This is a genomic window from Streptomyces sp. NBC_00988 (assembly GCF_045162645.1).
In the GTDB taxonomy this organism is placed as follows: Bacteria; Actinomycetota; Actinomycetes; order Streptomycetales; family Streptomycetaceae; genus Streptomyces.
On sequence record NZ_CP108730.1, the window covers coordinates 10,190,971 to 10,206,324 of the forward strand.

Annotated in this window: 16 protein-coding genes; 5 read left to right on the forward strand and 11 right to left on the reverse strand. The window is 70.9% G+C overall.

The window, feature by feature from the left end:
- Positions 1–87 precede the first annotated feature (87 nt).
- The 7 genes from pcaD to OG496_RS46095 are packed head-to-tail and all read right to left on the reverse strand — an operon-like array spanning position 88 to position 6,541.
- On the reverse strand, positions 88–1,206 hold the full coding sequence (pcaD, locus tag OG496_RS46065; protein WP_405975124.1) for a 3-oxoadipate enol-lactonase: 1,119 nt from the start codon (positions 1,204–1,206) through the stop codon (positions 88–90).
- Positions 1,203–2,537, reverse strand: a complete 1,335-nt coding sequence (pcaB, locus tag OG496_RS46070; protein WP_405975125.1) for a 3-carboxy-cis,cis-muconate cycloisomerase — start codon at positions 2,535–2,537, stop codon at positions 1,203–1,205. The genes pcaD and pcaB overlap by 4 nt, the downstream gene beginning before the upstream one ends.
- The gene (gene pcaG, locus OG496_RS46075) at positions 2,534–3,139 is read right to left on the reverse strand and encodes a protocatechuate 3,4-dioxygenase subunit alpha (RefSeq protein ID WP_405975126.1); all 606 of its coding nucleotides are present in this window, start codon (positions 3,137–3,139) and stop codon (positions 2,534–2,536) included. Before pcaG ends, pcaB begins: the two co-directional genes overlap by 4 nt.
- 6 nt (positions 3,140–3,145) lie before the next feature.
- Positions 3,146–3,919: a protocatechuate 3,4-dioxygenase subunit beta gene (gene pcaH, locus OG496_RS46080; RefSeq protein ID WP_405975127.1), complete on the reverse strand. Its 774-nt coding sequence runs from the start codon at positions 3,917–3,919 to the stop codon at positions 3,146–3,148.
- A gap of 23 nt (positions 3,920–3,942) precedes the next feature.
- Entirely contained in the window at positions 3,943–5,145 is a 1,203-nt protein-coding gene (locus OG496_RS46085; RefSeq protein ID WP_405975128.1) for a thiolase family protein, read from the reverse strand.
- On the reverse strand, positions 5,142–5,786 hold the full coding sequence (locus OG496_RS46090; RefSeq protein WP_405975129.1) for a CoA transferase subunit B: 645 nt from the start codon (positions 5,784–5,786) through the stop codon (positions 5,142–5,144). The genes OG496_RS46085 and OG496_RS46090 overlap by 4 nt, the downstream gene beginning before the upstream one ends.
- Complete coding sequence (locus OG496_RS46095) at positions 5,786–6,541, reverse strand: CoA transferase subunit A (RefSeq protein ID WP_327399896.1); 756 nt, start codon at positions 6,539–6,541, stop codon at positions 5,786–5,788. Before OG496_RS46095 ends, OG496_RS46090 begins: the two co-directional genes overlap by 1 nt.
- 222 nt (positions 6,542–6,763) lie before the next feature.
- Between OG496_RS46095 and OG496_RS46100 the strand changes: the two genes are divergently transcribed.
- Entirely contained in the window at positions 6,764–7,228 is a 465-nt protein-coding gene (locus tag OG496_RS46100) for a MarR family winged helix-turn-helix transcriptional regulator (protein WP_405975130.1), read from the forward strand.
- A gap of 17 nt (positions 7,229–7,245) precedes the next feature.
- On the opposite strand, the gene OG496_RS46105 is transcribed toward OG496_RS46100, so the two are convergent.
- Both OG496_RS46105 and OG496_RS46110 read right to left on the reverse strand, forming a co-directional pair.
- A complete protein-coding gene (locus OG496_RS46105; RefSeq protein ID WP_405975131.1) occupies positions 7,246–8,250 on the reverse strand; it encodes a DUF3048 domain-containing protein in 1,005 nt (334 codons plus the stop codon).
- A 127-nt stretch (positions 8,251–8,377) separates the two neighbouring features.
- Positions 8,378–9,448, reverse strand: a complete 1,071-nt coding sequence (locus OG496_RS46110; protein ID WP_405975132.1) for an ATP-dependent DNA ligase — start codon at positions 9,446–9,448, stop codon at positions 8,378–8,380.
- 75 nt (positions 9,449–9,523) lie between these two features.
- On the opposite strand from OG496_RS46110, the gene ligD reads away from it, so the two are divergent.
- The 3 genes from ligD (at position 9,524) to OG496_RS46125 (ending at position 12,696) form a co-directional block, all read left to right on the forward strand.
- Positions 9,524–10,615: a non-homologous end-joining DNA ligase gene (gene ligD, locus OG496_RS46115; protein WP_405975133.1), complete on the forward strand. Its 1,092-nt coding sequence runs from the start codon at positions 9,524–9,526 to the stop codon at positions 10,613–10,615.
- A gap of 4 nt (positions 10,616–10,619) precedes the next feature.
- On the forward strand, positions 10,620–11,549 hold the full coding sequence (locus OG496_RS46120; RefSeq protein WP_405975134.1) for an ornithine cyclodeaminase family protein: 930 nt from the start codon (positions 10,620–10,622) through the stop codon (positions 11,547–11,549).
- Between the two features lie 100 nt (positions 11,550–11,649).
- On the forward strand, positions 11,650–12,696 hold the full coding sequence (locus OG496_RS46125; protein WP_366492087.1) for a LacI family DNA-binding transcriptional regulator: 1,047 nt from the start codon (positions 11,650–11,652) through the stop codon (positions 12,694–12,696).
- A gap of 53 nt (positions 12,697–12,749) precedes the next feature.
- Here the strand turns inward: OG496_RS46125 and OG496_RS46130 are convergent, their stop codons facing one another.
- The gene (locus OG496_RS46130) at positions 12,750–13,541 is read right to left on the reverse strand and encodes a VOC family protein (RefSeq protein ID WP_405976833.1); all 792 of its coding nucleotides are present in this window, start codon (positions 13,539–13,541) and stop codon (positions 12,750–12,752) included.
- 273 nt (positions 13,542–13,814) lie between these two features.
- Here OG496_RS46130 and OG496_RS46135 point away from each other — a divergent pair, with 273 nt between their 5' ends.
- The gene (locus OG496_RS46135; RefSeq protein ID WP_199810972.1) at positions 13,815–14,060 is read left to right on the forward strand and encodes a WhiB family transcriptional regulator; all 246 of its coding nucleotides are present in this window, start codon (positions 13,815–13,817) and stop codon (positions 14,058–14,060) included.
- Between the two features lie 114 nt (positions 14,061–14,174).
- On the opposite strand, the gene OG496_RS46140 is transcribed toward OG496_RS46135, so the two are convergent.
- Positions 14,175–15,149, reverse strand: a complete 975-nt coding sequence (locus tag OG496_RS46140) for an acyl-ACP desaturase (RefSeq protein WP_405975135.1) — start codon at positions 15,147–15,149, stop codon at positions 14,175–14,177.
- Positions 15,150–15,354: the final 205 nt, after the last annotated feature.

The following is a 15,354-nucleotide window of genomic DNA, read 5'->3' on the forward strand; positions in this document are numbered from 1 at the left end:
TTCGGCTGCGGGTGAGTGGGGGCTGGTCGCGCCCACGCGGCGGAGCCGCATATAGATACAGCCCCGCGCCCCTTTCAGGCGCTCACGTCACCCTTCCTCTTCGGCCAGAACCCGTTGCGCCACCGCGAATGCCGAGTTCGCCGCCGGTACCCCGCAGTACACGGCGCTCTGCAACAGCACGGCGCCGATCTCCTCCGGTGTGAGGCCGTTGCGCCGAGCCGCCCGAACATGCATGGCCAACTCGTCGTAGTGGCCGTGTGCAATCAACGCGGTGAGTGTGATCATGCTGCGCTCGCGCCGCGACAGCGTTGGATCGGTCCAGATCTCCCCCCACGCGTACCGCGAGATGAAGTCCTGGAACCGCGCGGTGAACGGCGTCTGCCGAGCCTGCGCCCGGTCCACGTGGGTGTCGCCGAGCACCTCACGGCGTACCTCCATCCCGCGCTTGGCGCCGCCGCCGAGGTGCGCGCGCAGCGCCGTGAGGACCGCCTCCGGGCACTGCGCGGGCGCCAGATGGGAAGCGCCCGGGATCTCCACGAGGGCCGAGCCCGCCACCGCGTCCGCGATCTCCCGCAGATGCGCGGGCGGGGTCGCCGGGTCCTCGCGACCGGCGATCACCAGCGTCCGCGCGCTGATCCCGGGAAGCCGCTCGCGCAGGTCGTACGCGGCCAGCGCGTCACAGCACGCGGCGTACGCGGCCGGGTCGGCGGCGCCCTGGTCGGCCACCAGCTCCGGGACGGTGAACCCGGGCGTGAACCAACGGGAGTCGGCGCTCTCCACCAGCCAGTCCACCCCCTCCCTCCGCACCCGCGCGGCCCGTTCCTCCCACGGCTTCGACCCGTTGAAGTGGGCCGAGGAACAGATGACGGCGAGCGACGCGACCCGCTCGGGGTGATGCACCGCGAGATGCAGACCGACCGCACCCCCCAACGACACACCCGCGTAGGCGAATTGCTCGATCCCGAGGGAGTCGGCGAGCGCGAGCACCAGGTCGGCGAGGTCTCCGACGGTCGCCCCGGGACCGATCAGTCCGGGCGCCGAGCCACCGTGCCCGGGCAGGTCCCAGCGGATCACCCGGTGGGTGACGGACAGTTCGGGCGCGACCTTGTCCCACAGGGCGTACGACGTGCCCAGCGAGGGCCCGAGCAGCAGCGGGGGAGCGGAATCGGGGCCCTCGGCACGGAAGTTGAGGAGTTTCTCGGTCAACGTCGCTCCAAGGCGCGGTCGGTGAGGGCTCCGGCGGAACCCGTGTAACGGGCGGGGTCGGTCAGCGCGGAGAGGTCGAGGTCCTTCAACTCGGGCTCCCCGGCGAGCAGTTCGGCCAGCGGACGGCCTTCGGAGTACGCCCGCCGGGCTACCTCCGTGAGTAGCTCCTTCGCCCGGGCCCGGCCCAGCAGCGGTGCCAGCTCGGCCGACAGTCGCTCGGAGACGATCAACCCATGGGTGAGATCCAGGTGTTCACGCATCACGTCCGGATGCACCCGCAGCCCCTCGGTCAGCTCGGCGGCATCACGCGCCGCACCGCCGACCAGCCGCAGCAGCTCCCGCAACGGTTCCCACTCGGCGTGCCAGGCCCCGGCCGGCCGCTCGTCCTCGGCGACCAGCGAACCGTAGAGGACGGCCGCGAGCTGCGGTGCCCGGCGTCCGGCGGCGGCGATCAGCGTGGACCGTACGGGATTCGCCTTGTGCGGCATGGCCGACGAACCGCCGCCACTCCCCTCGGAGACCTCGGCGATCTCCGTACGGCACAGGACGAGGACGTCGGCGGCGACCTTGCCCAGCGCGCCCGCCGCGAAGGCCAGGCATCCGGCGAGGTCGGCGATCGGCGTCCGGAGCGCGTGCCAGGGCAACAGCGGTGCCGCCAGGCCGAGTTCACGGGCGTACGCGTCCGGCAGTGCGAGCGCGTCCTCGGCGCCGTACGCCGAGAAAGCGGCCAACGTGCCTGCTGCGCCCCCGAGTTGGACGGGCAACCCGTCCCGGACGGCACGCGCCCTGTCCCGCGCGTCGAGCACCAGCGACCGCCACCCGGCCGCCTTCAGCCCGAACGTCGTCGGTACGGCGTGCTGGGTGAGGGTCCGGCCCGGCATCGCGGTGTCGCGGTGGGCGGCGGCCAGTTGGGCCAGCGCGTGCTCCGTGCGGGCCAGGTCGGTCAGGACCAGGTCCAGGGTGCGGGACGCGACCAGCATCGTCGCCGTGTCCATGATGTCCTGGCTGGTCGCGCCTCGGTGGACGTACGGGCCGTACTCCCCACCGACCGCCTTCGTCAGGTCCGCGACCAGGGGGATCACCGGGTTTCCGCCGGTCCTGGACCGTTCCACGAGAGACCGTACTTCGAAGCGTTCCGGGTCCGCCGCGGCCGTCACCGCCGTCGCCGCCCCGGCGGGCGCGAGACCCAGGGCGGCCTGGGCGCGGGTGAGCGCGGACTCCGCGTCGAGCAGGGCCCGTAGATACGCGGTGTCGCTCGTCGCGGACGCGGCGGGGGAGCCGGCCCACCCGGGGGCGAGCAGGCCGGTGTCCGACGGGTCGGCAGCTGTCACTGGAACTCCAGGAAGACCGTTTCGCCTTCGCCCTGAAGGCGGATGTCGAAACGGTATGTGCCGCTGCCGCCGTCCTGCGCGATCAACGTGTCGCGCCGCGCCGCGTCCAGCCCGGACAGCAGCGGGTCCGCGGCGAGCGCGGCCTCGTCGCCCGGCAGGTAGATCCGCGTGAAGAGGTGCACCAGCAGCCCGCGCGCGAAGACGCACGCGCTGAGGTACGGAGCGCTCCGGCCGCGCGCGCCGGGCCGTAGCGTCCGCGCGTACCAGTGGCCGTTGGCGTCGGTCTGGATGCGGCCCCAGCCGGTGAACTCGACGCCGTTGCGGCCGAGATAGCCGCCGCTGGCCGCATCGCGCCGGATCGAGCCGTCGGTCGTGGAGACGTTGCCCTCGGGGTCGGGCCCCCACAGCTCGACGAATGCGTCCGGCAGCGGATTGCCCTCGCCGTCGTAGACGTACCCCTGGACGGTGATCGTGTCCGGGTGCCCGACGGGCGCGATGTCACCGCCGCCGGGGAACGGCAGCGCGTAGCCGTAGAAGGGGCCGACCGTGTGCGACGGGGTCGGCAGCACGGACTCCGGGCGGCTCGTGTCGATCTTCGTCATGGCGGGTCAGCGTCCTTCTTCGATCCAGGTGGCGTGCGGGCCGTCGAGCACGATGTCCCAGTGGTAGCCCATCGAGAACTCGGGCACCGACAGGCTGTGGTCGTAGGTCGCGACGAGGCGCTGCCGGGCCGCGTCGTCCGTCACCGACTGGATGATCGGGTCGTACGGGAACAGCGGGTCGCTCGGGAAGTACATCTGCGTCACGAGCCGTTGGGTGAACGCCGTGCCGAACATCGAGAAGTGGATGTGCGCCGGGCGCCAGGCGTTGACGTGGTTGCGCCAGGGGTAGGGGCCCGGCTGGACGGTCGTGAAGCGGTAGTTGCCCTCGTCGTCGGTCAACGTGCGCCCGAAACCGGTGAAGTTGGGGTCCAGCGGGGCGTCGTGCTGCTCGCGCTGATGGGCGTAGCGGCCGGCCGAGTTCGCCTGCCAGATCTCCACCAGCTGACTGCGGATCGGACGCCCGTCCCGGTCCAACAGCCGCCCGGAGACGGTGATCCGCTCACCGATGGGCTCGCCGTTGTGCTGCCGGGTGAGGTCGTTGTCGATCTCCGTGATGTCCCGTTCGCCGAAGGCGGGGGAGGCCAGTTCCACCAGCTCCGGGTCCTTCGAGACGTCGATGGTGACCGGCGGCTGTTTCGGGTGCCGCAGCAGCGAGGAGCGGTACGGGGCGTAGTCGCGGCGCGGGTGGTGCTCGACCGGCGCGCCGTCGGCGACCCGCTTCTCGTACGTCGCGTGCTCGGCCGCTATTTCGAGGTCGATGTCGTGCTGGGTGAGAGCCATGGGGGTTCCTGCCGTTCGAGTTCCTACCGTTCGAGGACGAGGGCCAGGCCCTGGCCCACGCCGATGCAGAGGGTGGCGACGCCAACTCCCGTTCCCTTGCGGGCGAGTTGGTGGGCGACGGTGCCGGCGAGCCGGGCACCGGAGGCGCCGAGCGGGTGGCCCAGCGCGATGGCGCCGCCCTGGGGATTGAGGATCGCGGGGTCGAACTCGGGCCACTCGGCGACACATCCGAGCACCTGCGCGGCGAAGGCCTCGTTGAGCTCCAGGACTGACAGGTCGTCAAATCCCTTGCCTGCCTTGGCGAGTGCGCGGTCGACGGCTTCCACGGGGGCGAGTCCGAAGTACTGCGGGTCGATCGCCGAGACACCGGTCGCGGAGACGCGGGCGAGGGGCTGACGGCCGGTCGCCCTGAGCCCTTCCTCGTCCACCAACAGCAGGGCCGCGGCACCGTCGTTGAGCGGCGACGCGTTGCCCGCCGTCACCGTCCCGTTCTCGGTACGGAAGGAGGGCTTCAGCTTGGCCATCGCCGCGAGGGAGGCGTCCGCCCGTACGGACTCGTCCGCGCCGAAGACGACCGGGTCGCCCTTGCGCTGCGGGATCGGCACGGGTGCGATCTCGCCGTCGAAGAGCCCCGCGGCCTGCGCCTCGGCCGCCTTCCGGTGACTCGCGAGCGCGAACTCGTCCTGCTGCTCGCGGCCGATCTTGTGCTTGTCGGCGATCAACTCCGCGCTCTCGCCGAGCGGGATGGTCCACTCCGGGTTCATGGCCGGGTTGACCATGCGCCAGCCGAGCGTGGTCGAGTACAACTCGGTGTGCCCGGCGGGGAACGGCCGGTCCGACTTCGGCAGCACGTACGGCGCCCGGGTCATCGACTCCACCCCGCCCGCCACGGCGATGGAGGCGTCCCCGACCGCGATCGCGCGGGCCGCCTGGATGACCGCTTCGAGGCCGGAGGCGCAGAGCCGGTTGACCGTGACGCCCGGCACGGAGGCGGGCAGGCCCGCGAGGAGGCCTGCCATGCGGCCGACGTTGCGGTTCTCCTCGCCGGCGCCGTTGGCGTTGCCGAAGTAGACGTCCTCGATGCGGGACGGGTCCAAGTCGGGCGTGCGGGCGAGGAGTTCGCGGAGGGCGTGGGCGGCGAGGTCGTCGGGGCGGACGGAGGCGAGCCCTCCGCTGTACCTGCCGATGGGGGTGCGGACGGCGTCGACGATGTAAACCGGGTTCACAGCAGGCCTTCCGTGACGGTGAGTTTCGCGTCGGTCCTGGCGACGATCTCCTCGACACTCACACCGGGCGCGGTCTCGATCAACACGAGGCCCTCGGGTGACACGTCGATCACGCCGAGATCGGTGATGACTCGGTTCACACACGCTTTGCCTGTGAGCGGCAGCGCGCACTCCGTGAGGATCTTCGGGGAGCCGTCCTTGGCCACATGGGTCATCACGACGATGACCGTGCGGGCGCCGTGCACGAGGTCCATCGCCCCGCCGATCCCGGTGATCATCTTGCCGGGGATCGCCCAGTTCGCCAGGTCACCGCCCGCCGACACCTGCATCGCGCCCAGCACGGCGACGTCGATGTGCCCGCCCCGGATCATCCCGAAGGAGAGCGCGGAGTCGAAGAAGGAGGCACCCGGCAGGACCGTCACGGTCTCCTTGCCGGCGTTGATGAGATCCGGGTCGACCTGGTCCTCGGTGGGGTACGGGCCGGTGCCCAGGATGCCGTTCTCCGACTCCAGGATCACCTCGACGCCCGGCGGGAGGTAGTTGGGGATCAGGGTCGGCAGACCGATGCCGAGATTGACGTACTGCCCGTCTGCAAGTTCGCGTGCCGCGCGGGCCGCCATCTCCTTGCGTGTCCAGGCCATCAGCTGCTCACCGTCCGCTGCTCGATCCGCTTGTCGGCGGCCTGCTCGGGGGTGAGGGCCACCACCCGCTGCACGAAGATCCCGGGCAGGTGCACCGCGTCCGGGTCGATCTCGCCGGGCTCGACCAGCTCCTCCACCTCGGCGATGGTCACCTTGCCCGCCATCGCCGCGAGGGGGTTGAAGTTGCGGGTCGACTTGTTGAAGACGAGGTTGCCGTGGCGGTCGCCCTTCGCGGCGCGGACCAGGGCGAAGTCGGTGCGGATGCCGCGCTCCAGGACGTACTCGGTGCCGTCGAACTCCCGCACCTCCTTCGGCGGCGAGGCGAGCGTGACGCCGCCGGAGCCGTCGTAGCGCCAGGGCAGTCCGCCCTCGGCGACCTGGGTGCCGACACCGGCCGGGGTGTAGAAGGCGGGGATGCCCGCACCGCCCGCGCGCAGTCGCTCCGCGAGGGTGCCCTGGGGGATCATCTCGACCTCCAGTTCGCCGGCGAGGTACTGGCGGGCGAACTCCTTGTTGGCGCCGATGTAGGAGCCGGTCACCCGTGCGATCCGCCCGGCGGAGAGGAGGACGGCGAGGCCGGACTCCATCGCCCCGCAGTTGTTGGAGACCACGCCGAGGCCGGTCGTACCGCGCTCGTACAGGGCCTGGATCAGCACGTTCGGCACACCGCTCAGCCCGAAACCGCCGACGGCGAGGGTCGCTCCGTCCGGCACATCGGCCACGGCCTCGTCGGCTGTGGCGACCACCTTGTCCATCCGTGAAGCTCCGTCCCGTTCGAGCGCCCGGTCAGCAGATAATCAGGGCACTGAGCATTTCGGTGAAGTTTCCTTCACGCTGCCACTGTGGGGGCTCGCCGTCAAGACCTGGGAGAAGTGCGAGGTCAAGGACGTGGATATGTCGGTGCACGAGGCTGGACTCACCCTGCGGGCCTCCAGGTATCGTTCAGTGCACGGATGAATACGACGTCGGGAGGGCACATGGCCGCGGTGGACCTCACCACCCACCCCGGGCACCTCGCCCGGCGACTCCAGCAGGCGCACTATCTGCTGTGGAACACCATGGTCTCCGAAGAGATCACCTCCCCGCAGTTCGCGGTGCTCAACGCGCTCGCCGACGAGCCCGGGCTCGACCAGCGCACGGTGGGGGAGCGGGTGGGCCTGGACCGGTCGACCGTCGCGGAGGTGATCAGCCGGCTGATCAGGCGCGGGTTGCTCGACAAGGTGCGTGATCCGCAGGACGGTCGGCGATTCCTGCTGCGCCTCACGGAGGACGGCACGCGCGTCCACCGCAAGCTGGTCGTGCGTACGGCCCGGATGAACCAGGTCTTCCTGGCTCCGCTCTCCGCCGATGAGCAGGCCGTCTTCTTCGACCTCATCCAACGTGTCTCGGACGCGGCGGAGGGGCTCCGCAATCCAGGAGAGCCCCTCGCCGTACAACGTTAGGCCGTCGCCGCCCGGCATCACGCCTTCGCGAACACCACCCAGACCTGGCCCTTCGCGAAGTTCATGGGCTTGCCGTCCGAGGTCGTGAACTCCGTTCCGTCCGTGGCCTTCTGCCGCTTCCAGTCGACGCTGAACGTACGGCCGTCCCGCAGCACGTCCGCCTTCCCGGAGCCGACGGTCTCCGTGTACGGCGTGTTGTTGCCGAGGACGTCGTGGTACTTGGACTTGCGGATCTTCACGTACTGCACGACGACCGTCGCCGGAGCCAGCCGCCTGCCGTCGGTCAGCACGGTGGGCGTGCCGTCCTCGCTGACCTGCCAGCGGTGCTTGCTCCCGGACCAGGTGAAGGTGAAGCGGGCCGCCGGGTAGCGCACGGTGCGGGAGGCCGTGGCCTTGCCGCCCGTAGGGGCCGCGCCGTAGTGGAAGCCGGTGGTCAGGGCCGCCGCGCCCGGGGCGGAGGAGAGCAGCTTGTTCGGGCGGAGGTAGAGGTTGTGCGGGGCGGACTTGTCGACGCCCCGGTAGTAGGCGCCGCCCTCCTCGTCGGGCGACGCCGATCGCAGCGGGGCCTTGGCGATCAGCGGCAGCAGCTTGTGCTGGGCACCGGAGAAGGCGAGCGTCGGGTCGTCGAACTGGCGCAGCAGTTCCAGGTCGGAGACGCGGGCGCTGCGCACCGGCCCGACGGACTGGGGCAGCTTGGTGGCGAACACCGCCATCAGCCGGCTCAGCCCACCCTCCACCTGCTCCGCGTACACGATGTCGGCCGAGTCCAGACCGGTCTGGGGGCGGGCCGCGGGCACGTTGTCGATCTTCACCGCGAGCAGTGGACCGGCGGCGGGGGCGACCGTGCCGCCTGCGCTCGGGCTCTGGGCCGGGGTCTGCGTCGGGGGCCGGCTCTGCCCGCGCCCGTCGTCGGCGGAGCTGCCGTGATGTGCCGTGCAGCCCACCGCCAGGGAGGCCGTCATCGTGGCGGCCAGCAGCGCCGCTCTTCTCGCGCCGCGCCGCTTGGGCGCCCTTCGTCCCATGCCCACCGTTGCCACCAAATCTGTGTTTTCGATTGTGCGCTTATAAGTTCATTGGTGGCCATACCCGCTCGGTTGTGTTTGTGCGCGTCGAATGGGCCGATCGGCCCACCGGAAGATCCGGAAGGGGTCAGTCCGGCGGGCCGAGGATCTCCGCGAGGTCGTAGCGGACCGGCTCCTCCAGCTGTGCGTACGTGCAGCTCTCGGGCGTGCGGTCGGGGCGCCAGCGGCGGAAACGCGCCGTGTGCCGGAAGCGCGCGCCGTTCTCCATGTGGTCGTACGCCACCTCGGCCACCCGCTCCGGTCTGAGCGGCACCCAGGAGAGGTCCTTCTTGCCGGACCAGCGGCTCGGGGCGCCCGGCAACCGGGCCGACTCGTGCGCGGCCTCCTCCGCCCAGGCCGCCCACGGATGCCCGGTCGGGTCGTCCATGCGCAGCGGCGCGAGTTCCTCGATGAGCTCGGCGCGCCGCTTCATGGTGAAGGCGGCGGACACCCCCACGTGCTGCAGGGCGCCCTGGTCGTCGTAGAGGCCGAGGAGGAGCGAGCCCACGACGGGGCCGCTCTTGTGGAGGCGGTAGCCCGCGACGACGGCGTCCGCGGTCCGCTCGTGCTTGATCTTGTACATGGCGCGCTCGTCCTGGCGGTAGCGCAGGTCCAGCGGCTTGGCCACGACACCGTCGAGCCCGGCGCCCTCGTACTGCTCGAACCACCGCTGCGCCACCTCGATGTCGGTGGTCGCGGGCGCCAGATGCACGGGTGCGGTCACGCCGGACAGCGCCCGTTCTAGGAGCGCCCGACGGTCGCCGAGCGGGACGTCCAGCAGCGACTCGTCGGCCAGGGCCAGCAGGTCGAAGGCGACGAAGGAGGCCGGGGTCCGCTCGGCCAGCGTCCGCACCCGCGACTCGGCCGGGTGGATGCGCTCGCTCAGCGCGTCGAAGTCCAGCCGCCCGTCCCGGGCGATCACGATCTCGCCGTCCAGCACGCACCGCTCCGGGACGCGCTCCTTCAGAGCCTCGACCAGTTCGGGAAAGTACCTGGTCAGAGGCTTTCCGGTCCGGCTGCCCAGCTCGACCTCTGCGCCGTCACGGAACACGATCGCCCGGAAGCCGTCCCACTTCGCCTCGTAGTGCATGCCCGGCGGAATCCTCGCCACCGACTTGGCGAGCATGGGCTTCACGGGTGGCATCACCGGCAGATCCATGGTTCCGATTCTGCGCTCGTACGTCGCTTGCCGCCCGGTGTGCGATGTCTGTGCGCCGGGCCTACGGTGGCTCGCATGGGCGAAGCGGTGGAACTGGAGGCGGGCGGCCGGACCGTACGGCTGTCCAGCCCAGGCAAGATCTTCTTCCCGGAGCGCGGCTTCACGAAGCTGGACCTCGCCCGGTACTACATCGCGGTCGGCCCCGGAATCCTCCGCGCCCTGCGCGACCGACCCACCACCCTGGAGCGCTATCCGGACGGGGTCGAGGGCGAGAACTTCTTCCAGAAGCGGGCGCCCAAGAACATGCCCGACTGGATCCCGACCGCCCACATCACCTTCCCCAGCGGACGCAGCGCCGACGAGATGTGCCCCACCGAGGAGGCCGCCGTGCTGTGGGCCGCCCAGTACGGCACGCTCACCTTCCACCCCTGGCCGGTCCGCCGCGACGACGTCGACAGCCCCGACGAACTCCGCATCGACCTCGACCCGCAGCCCGGCACCGACTACGACGACGCGGTCCGCGCCGCCCACGAACTCCGCGCCGTACTCGACGAGTTCGGCGGTCTGCAGGGCTTCCCCAAGACCTCCGGCGGCCGCGGCCTGCACGTCTTCGTGCCGATCGAACCGCGCTGGACCTTCACCCAGGTCCGCCGGGCGGCCATCGCGGTCGGCCGCGAGCTGGCCCGCCGGATGCCGGACCAGGTGACGGTCAAGTGGTGGAAGGAGGAGCGCGGCGAGCGCATCTTCGTCGACTACAACCAGACCGCCCGCGACCGCACCATCGCCTCCGCCTATTCCGTACGACCCCGCCCGCACGCCCCCGTCTCGGCCCCCCTGCGCTGGGACGAGGTCGGCACCGCGCACCCCCGGGACTTCGACCTCGTGACCATGCCGGCCCGTTTCGCCGAACTCGGCGACGTGCACGCCGACATGGACGACCACCGCTACTCCCTGGACGCCCTCCTCGAACTCGCCCGCCGCGACGAACACGACCACGGGCTGGGCGATCTGCCGTATCCGCCGGAGTACCCGAAGATGCCGGGGGAGCCGAAGAGGGTGCAGCCGAGCCGGGCGAAGAAGGCCGCGACGGCCGCGGATTCCGCCGCTGACTCCGCGACCGGCTCCTCCGCCGACTCCGCCCCTGACCCCGCTTCCGACGGATCATGAGCGCATGACTCGTCTGCTGACCCGGAGCGCCCTCGGCGCCCTGCTGGAACCCCCGGCCTGCCTCGCCGCGCTGCGGGCCGGCTTCCTCGCCGTAGGGGCTCCGGTGGCGATCCCGGGGCAACGGGTGCGTACCGACCTGCCGTTCCCCGGTACGGCCACCGCGCTGATGCCCGGACTGCTGCCCGGCATCGAGGCCTACACCGTGAAGGTCAACGCCAAGTTCCCCGACGCACGGCCCGCGTTGAGGGGCGTGCTGTGCCTGCACAGCGGCGTGGACGGCGAGTTGCTCGCCCTGCTGGACTCGGCGACGGTGACCGCGTGGCGTACGGGACTGGCGGCCGCCCTGGGCACGCATGCCCTCGCGGGGGCTGCGGAGGATGCGGTGGTCGGGGTGATCGGCGCGGGCGCGCAGGCCGAGTTGATGGTGCGGGGCCTGGGCACGCTCCGGCCGCACGGCGAACTCCTCGTCCACGACACGGACTTGGACCGGGCGAGCGAGTTCGCCGCACGGCACGGCGGCCGGGTGCTGGGCTCGCCGAAGGAGATCGCCGCGGCCGCCGACATCGTCCTGCTGGCGACCTGGTCCCGCACCCCGCTGCTGTCCCTCGCGGACACCCGGGAGGGGCAGCACCTCACCAGCCTGGGCGCCGACGAGCCGGGCAAGCGGGAACTCGCCGCCGACCTGCTGGACGCGGCACTTGTCGTCGTCGACGACCGCCAACTGGTCGAGTCCGTGGGCGCGTTGACCCCGACGGACATCGACGCGACGCTCGGCGACGTACTGCGCGGCGACCATCCGGGGCGGACCGACGCCGGTGCGCGTTCGGTCTACGCCCCGGTCGGGCTGCCGTGGCAGGACCTGGCGCTGGCGTGGCTGGCGTATGAGCGGGCGGAGCGGGACGGGGTGGGGCGACGGGTGGATCTGTTGGGGTGAACCGCTCTCCGGCAAGTGGATCCCGCCGAACTGGGAGCGCTCTCACCGTCCGGTTCCGCCGCGGCTATCCTGATCCGCATCATCGAGGAGGGGTCCAGACGTGACCGAGACAGCACCGCGTCCCACGCTGGAGGCCGTGGCCGCGCGGGCGGGGGTGTCGCGGGCCACCGTTTCCCGGGTGGTCAACGGCGGGGACGGGGTGCGGGAATCGCTCGTCGAGCGGGTCCGGCAGGCCGTGGACGAACTCGGGTACGTCCCCAATCAGGCGGCCCGGAGTCTGGTGACGAAGCGGCACGACGCCATCGCCGTGGTGATCGCCGAACCGGAGACCCGTGTCTTCGCGGACCCGTTCTTCGCCATGCAACTCCGGGGCATCAGCAAGGAGTTGACCGCCCACGACTCCCAACTCGTGCTGCTCCTCACGGAAGGCCGCGACGACCACGCCCGCGTCGGCCGCTATCTCGCCGGCGGCCATGTGGACGGCGCGCTCGTCTTCTCCCTGCACCTCGACGACCCGCTGCCCGGACTGATCCAACGGGCCGGTGTTCCGACGGTGTTCGGCGGCCGGCCCTCCTGGAGCGAGGGGACACGCGCCTCCGGACCGACGGTCTACGTCGACTGCGACAACCGGGGCGGCGCCCGCGATGCCGTACGGCATCTCGTCGGGCTCGGCCGCACCCGGATCGCGCACATCACCGGCGCGCTCGACCAGACCTCCGCGGTGGACCGGCTCGACGGGTTCCGGGACGTCATGGTCGACGTGGATCCGCGGCTGATCGTGGAGAGCGACTTCACCCCGGGCGGCGGTGAGCGCGCGATGCGGGAACTCCTCGACAACTGCCCCGACGTGGACGCCGTGTTCGCCGCCAACGACCTCACCGCCTACGGCGCCCTGAAGGTACTGCGCGAGGAGGGGCTGCGGGTGCCCGAGGACGTGGCGGTGATCGGCTTCGACGACATGCTTCCGGTCGCCGAGCAGACCGACCCGCCGCTCACGACGGTCCGCCAGGACATAGAGGAGATGGGCCGGTTGATGGCCCGCCTGCTGCTGCGCGGCCTCGACCGCCGGGGCGTCCGGGACGGCATCGGAGGCGCGCCGTCCAGCGTGATCCTGCCGACCACACTGGTCCACCGCGCCTCCGCGTGAGCGGTGCCCGTACGCCGGCGTAGGACCCGCCGGTCCGCCGACTGGGGGTGCCGTCAGCCCTGCGGCGGCGCGCTCTTGATGATCGCGAAGCGGGCGCCGTGCGGGTCGGTGAGCTGGGCGATGCGGCCGACGCCCTCCATGCTGGTGGCAGGCATGGCGACCTTGCCGCCCGTCTCCAGCGCCTTGGCCACCGTTGCGTCCACGTCGGCCACCTCGAAGTACAGAAGCCAGTACGCCCCCGAGGTCGCGCCGTCCGGGTCGAAGTCGAGCGGGACGACACCGCCGAACATCGCGTCCTCACCGGCACCGGACGGGTTGAGGCAGGTGTAGTCGCCGCCCGGCATGGGGGCGGCGGAGGTCTCCAGACCGAGTGAGGCGTCATAGAACGCGGCCGCCGCGGCGACATCCGGTGTGTACAGCTCGACCCAGGTCAGCGAACCGGGGTCGCCCGCGACGTCAACACCCTTCATCTCGCCCGGCTGCCAGATGCCGAACGCGGCGCCCGCCGGGTCCCTCAGGATCGCCATGTGGCCCTGGCCCAGCACGTCCATCGGCTGGAACAGGACCGCGCCGTGAGCCTGCTCCACCGCCTTGGCAGTGGCCTCCGCGTCCGGGCTCTGGAAGTACACGGTCCAGGCGGACGCGTCGTGCTCCGGCTGCAGTGGCATGCCGCCGGCGACTGTCTTGCCGTCGAGTTGGAAGAAGCCGTAGCCGCCGGCCTCGGGTCCCGCCGACTGGAACTGCCAGCCGAAGAGACCGCCGTAGAAGGAGATGGCGCTGTCGATGTCGGGCGAGCCGACGTCCAGCCAGTTGGGAGCGCCGTTGACGAAACGGGTGGTGAGCATCATTGCCCTCCTCATTGAAGGGTCCCGTTCTCTGCACTGCCGAGTCTTGCACCGCCCACTGACAATCGCTGCCGGGGCGCGGAAGCCGTTCGCGTATACGGCGTTGATTACCCTCGGTGACCGCTGAAGTTCTCCGTGTTTTCATACCGGTTCCGCGCGCCGCCGTGCGCCGGTGCGGGCGCGGCGCCACCATCGGGGTGGCCGGAGGCCTCGGAGCGCGGCGTTGATCCCGCGTTGATCGAACGTTTTTCGCCGCACGGCACGATCCTGGCCATGCACATCGACACGATCACCTCGCCCGACCTGGACTGGCAGCAGGAGGCGTTGTGCGCGCAGACCGGGGCGGACTTCTTCTTCCCCGAACCCGGCAGCTCCGTCAGGGAGGCGAAGCGGATCTGCGGCATGTGCCCGATCCGCTCCGCCTGCCTGGAGTACGCCCTCGACAACGACGAACGCTTCGGCGTGTGGGGTGGTCTGTCGGAGAAGGAACGCCTGGAGATCCGACGCACCTCACGCTGACCGACGACTGCTGATCGCCGACCGGTGATCCGGTCGGCGACAGCGGAACGGGGCCGTCGGCCTGGTACGGCCGACAGCCCCGAACTCCCTGCTCGCGTACGGGCGCGAGGCCCGTCAGGCGCTCGCGCGCGCCGCCATGCGGGCCTTGCGGGTGGCGAGCTTCTCGTCGAACTTGGAGGCCTCGGAGTCCAGGCCGCCCATGTAGAGGCCGATCTCCTCCTGCGCCTGCTGTCCCTCGGGGCCGAGACCGTCGATCTCCATGACCTTCAGGAAGCGCAGCACGGGCTGGATGACGTCGTCGTGGTGGATGCGCAGGTTGTAGACCTCGCCGATGGCCATCTGGGCGGCGAACCGCTCGAAGCCGGGCATGCCGTGACCGGGCATCCGGAAGTTGACGAGGACGTCGCGCACGGCCTGCATGGTGAGGTCGGGGGCGAGCTCGAACGCGGCCTTCAGGAGGTTGCGGTAGAAGACCATGTGGAGGTTCTCGTCGGTCGCGATGCGGGCCAGCATGCGGTCGCAGACCGGGTCGCCCGACTGGTGGCCGGTGTTGCGGTGCGACACGCGCGTGGCCAGCTCCTGGAAGGCGACGTACGCCACGGAGTGCAGCATCGAGTGCCGGTTGTCCGACTCGAAGCCCTCGCTCATGTGCTGCATGCGGAACGCTTCGAGCTTCTCCGGGTCGACCGCGCGGGAGGCGAGCAGGTAGTCCCGCATGACGATGCCGTGCCGGCCCTCCTCCGCCGTCCAGCGGTGCACCCAGGTGCCCCAGGCGCCGTTACGGCCGAAGAGGGAGGCGATCTCGTGGTGGTAGCTGGGGAGGTTGTCCTCCGTAAGGAGGTTCACGACGAGGGCGATACGGCCGATCTCGGTGACCTTGGACTGCTCCTTGCCCCAGGCCTCGCCGTCCTCGAAGAAGCCGGGGAAGTTCCGGGCGTCGCTCCACGGCACGTACTCGTGCGGCATCCAGTCCTTGGTGACCTTGAGGTGCCGGTTCAGCTCCGTCTCGACGACTTCCTCCAACGCGTACAGCAGCTTGGCGTCGGTCCAGACTGCGGGGCTGCCTAGGCGCGGGGAAGTGATCGTCACGGGGACTCCAGGGGGACGTCGTACAAAACTGAACAAACCGGCGAGCGGTGCCGGGACCTGTGCAACTTACGGAATCGTAGGCTACGAAACCGTAGGTTACGAGACCGTAGGTTAAGGGCGCCGTAAAGATCGCTGTTCAGGCCCGTATTCCCGGGGAATCCCCAGGAGTCGCAGGACCGCAGGTCCCGGCGCCGAACGGGCGGTT

Bases quoted from the DNA above. Each gene is read 5' to 3' on its own strand.
- OG496_RS46135 (WP_199810972.1), top strand. From the start codon at position 13,815: ATGCACATCGACACGATCACCTCGCCCGACCTGGACTGGCAGCAGGAG.
- pcaG (WP_405975126.1), bottom strand. From the start codon at position 3,139: ATGACGAAGATCGACACGAGCCGCCCGGAGTCCGTGCTGCCGACCCCG.
- ligD (WP_405975133.1), top strand. From the start codon at position 9,524: ATGGGCGAAGCGGTGGAACTGGAGGCGGGCGGCCGGACCGTACGGCTG.
- OG496_RS46105 (WP_405975131.1), bottom strand. From the start codon at position 8,250: ATGGGACGAAGGGCGCCCAAGCGGCGCGGCGCGAGAAGAGCGGCGCTG.
- OG496_RS46090 (WP_405975129.1), bottom strand. From the start codon at position 5,786: ATGGCCTGGACACGCAAGGAGATGGCGGCCCGCGCGGCACGCGAACTT.
- OG496_RS46095 (WP_327399896.1), bottom strand. From the start codon at position 6,541: ATGGACAAGGTGGTCGCCACAGCCGACGAGGCCGTGGCCGATGTGCCG.
- OG496_RS46110 (WP_405975132.1), bottom strand. From the start codon at position 9,448: ATGGATCTGCCGGTGATGCCACCCGTGAAGCCCATGCTCGCCAAGTCG.
- OG496_RS46120 (WP_405975134.1), top strand. From the start codon at position 10,620: ATGACTCGTCTGCTGACCCGGAGCGCCCTCGGCGCCCTGCTGGAACCC.
- OG496_RS46130 (WP_405976833.1), bottom strand. From the start codon at position 13,541: ATGCTCACCACCCGTTTCGTCAACGGCGCTCCCAACTGGCTGGACGTC.
- OG496_RS46100 (WP_405975130.1), top strand. From the start codon at position 6,764: ATGGCCGCGGTGGACCTCACCACCCACCCCGGGCACCTCGCCCGGCGA.
- pcaH (WP_405975127.1), bottom strand. From the start codon at position 3,919: ATGGCTCTCACCCAGCACGACATCGACCTCGAAATAGCGGCCGAGCAC.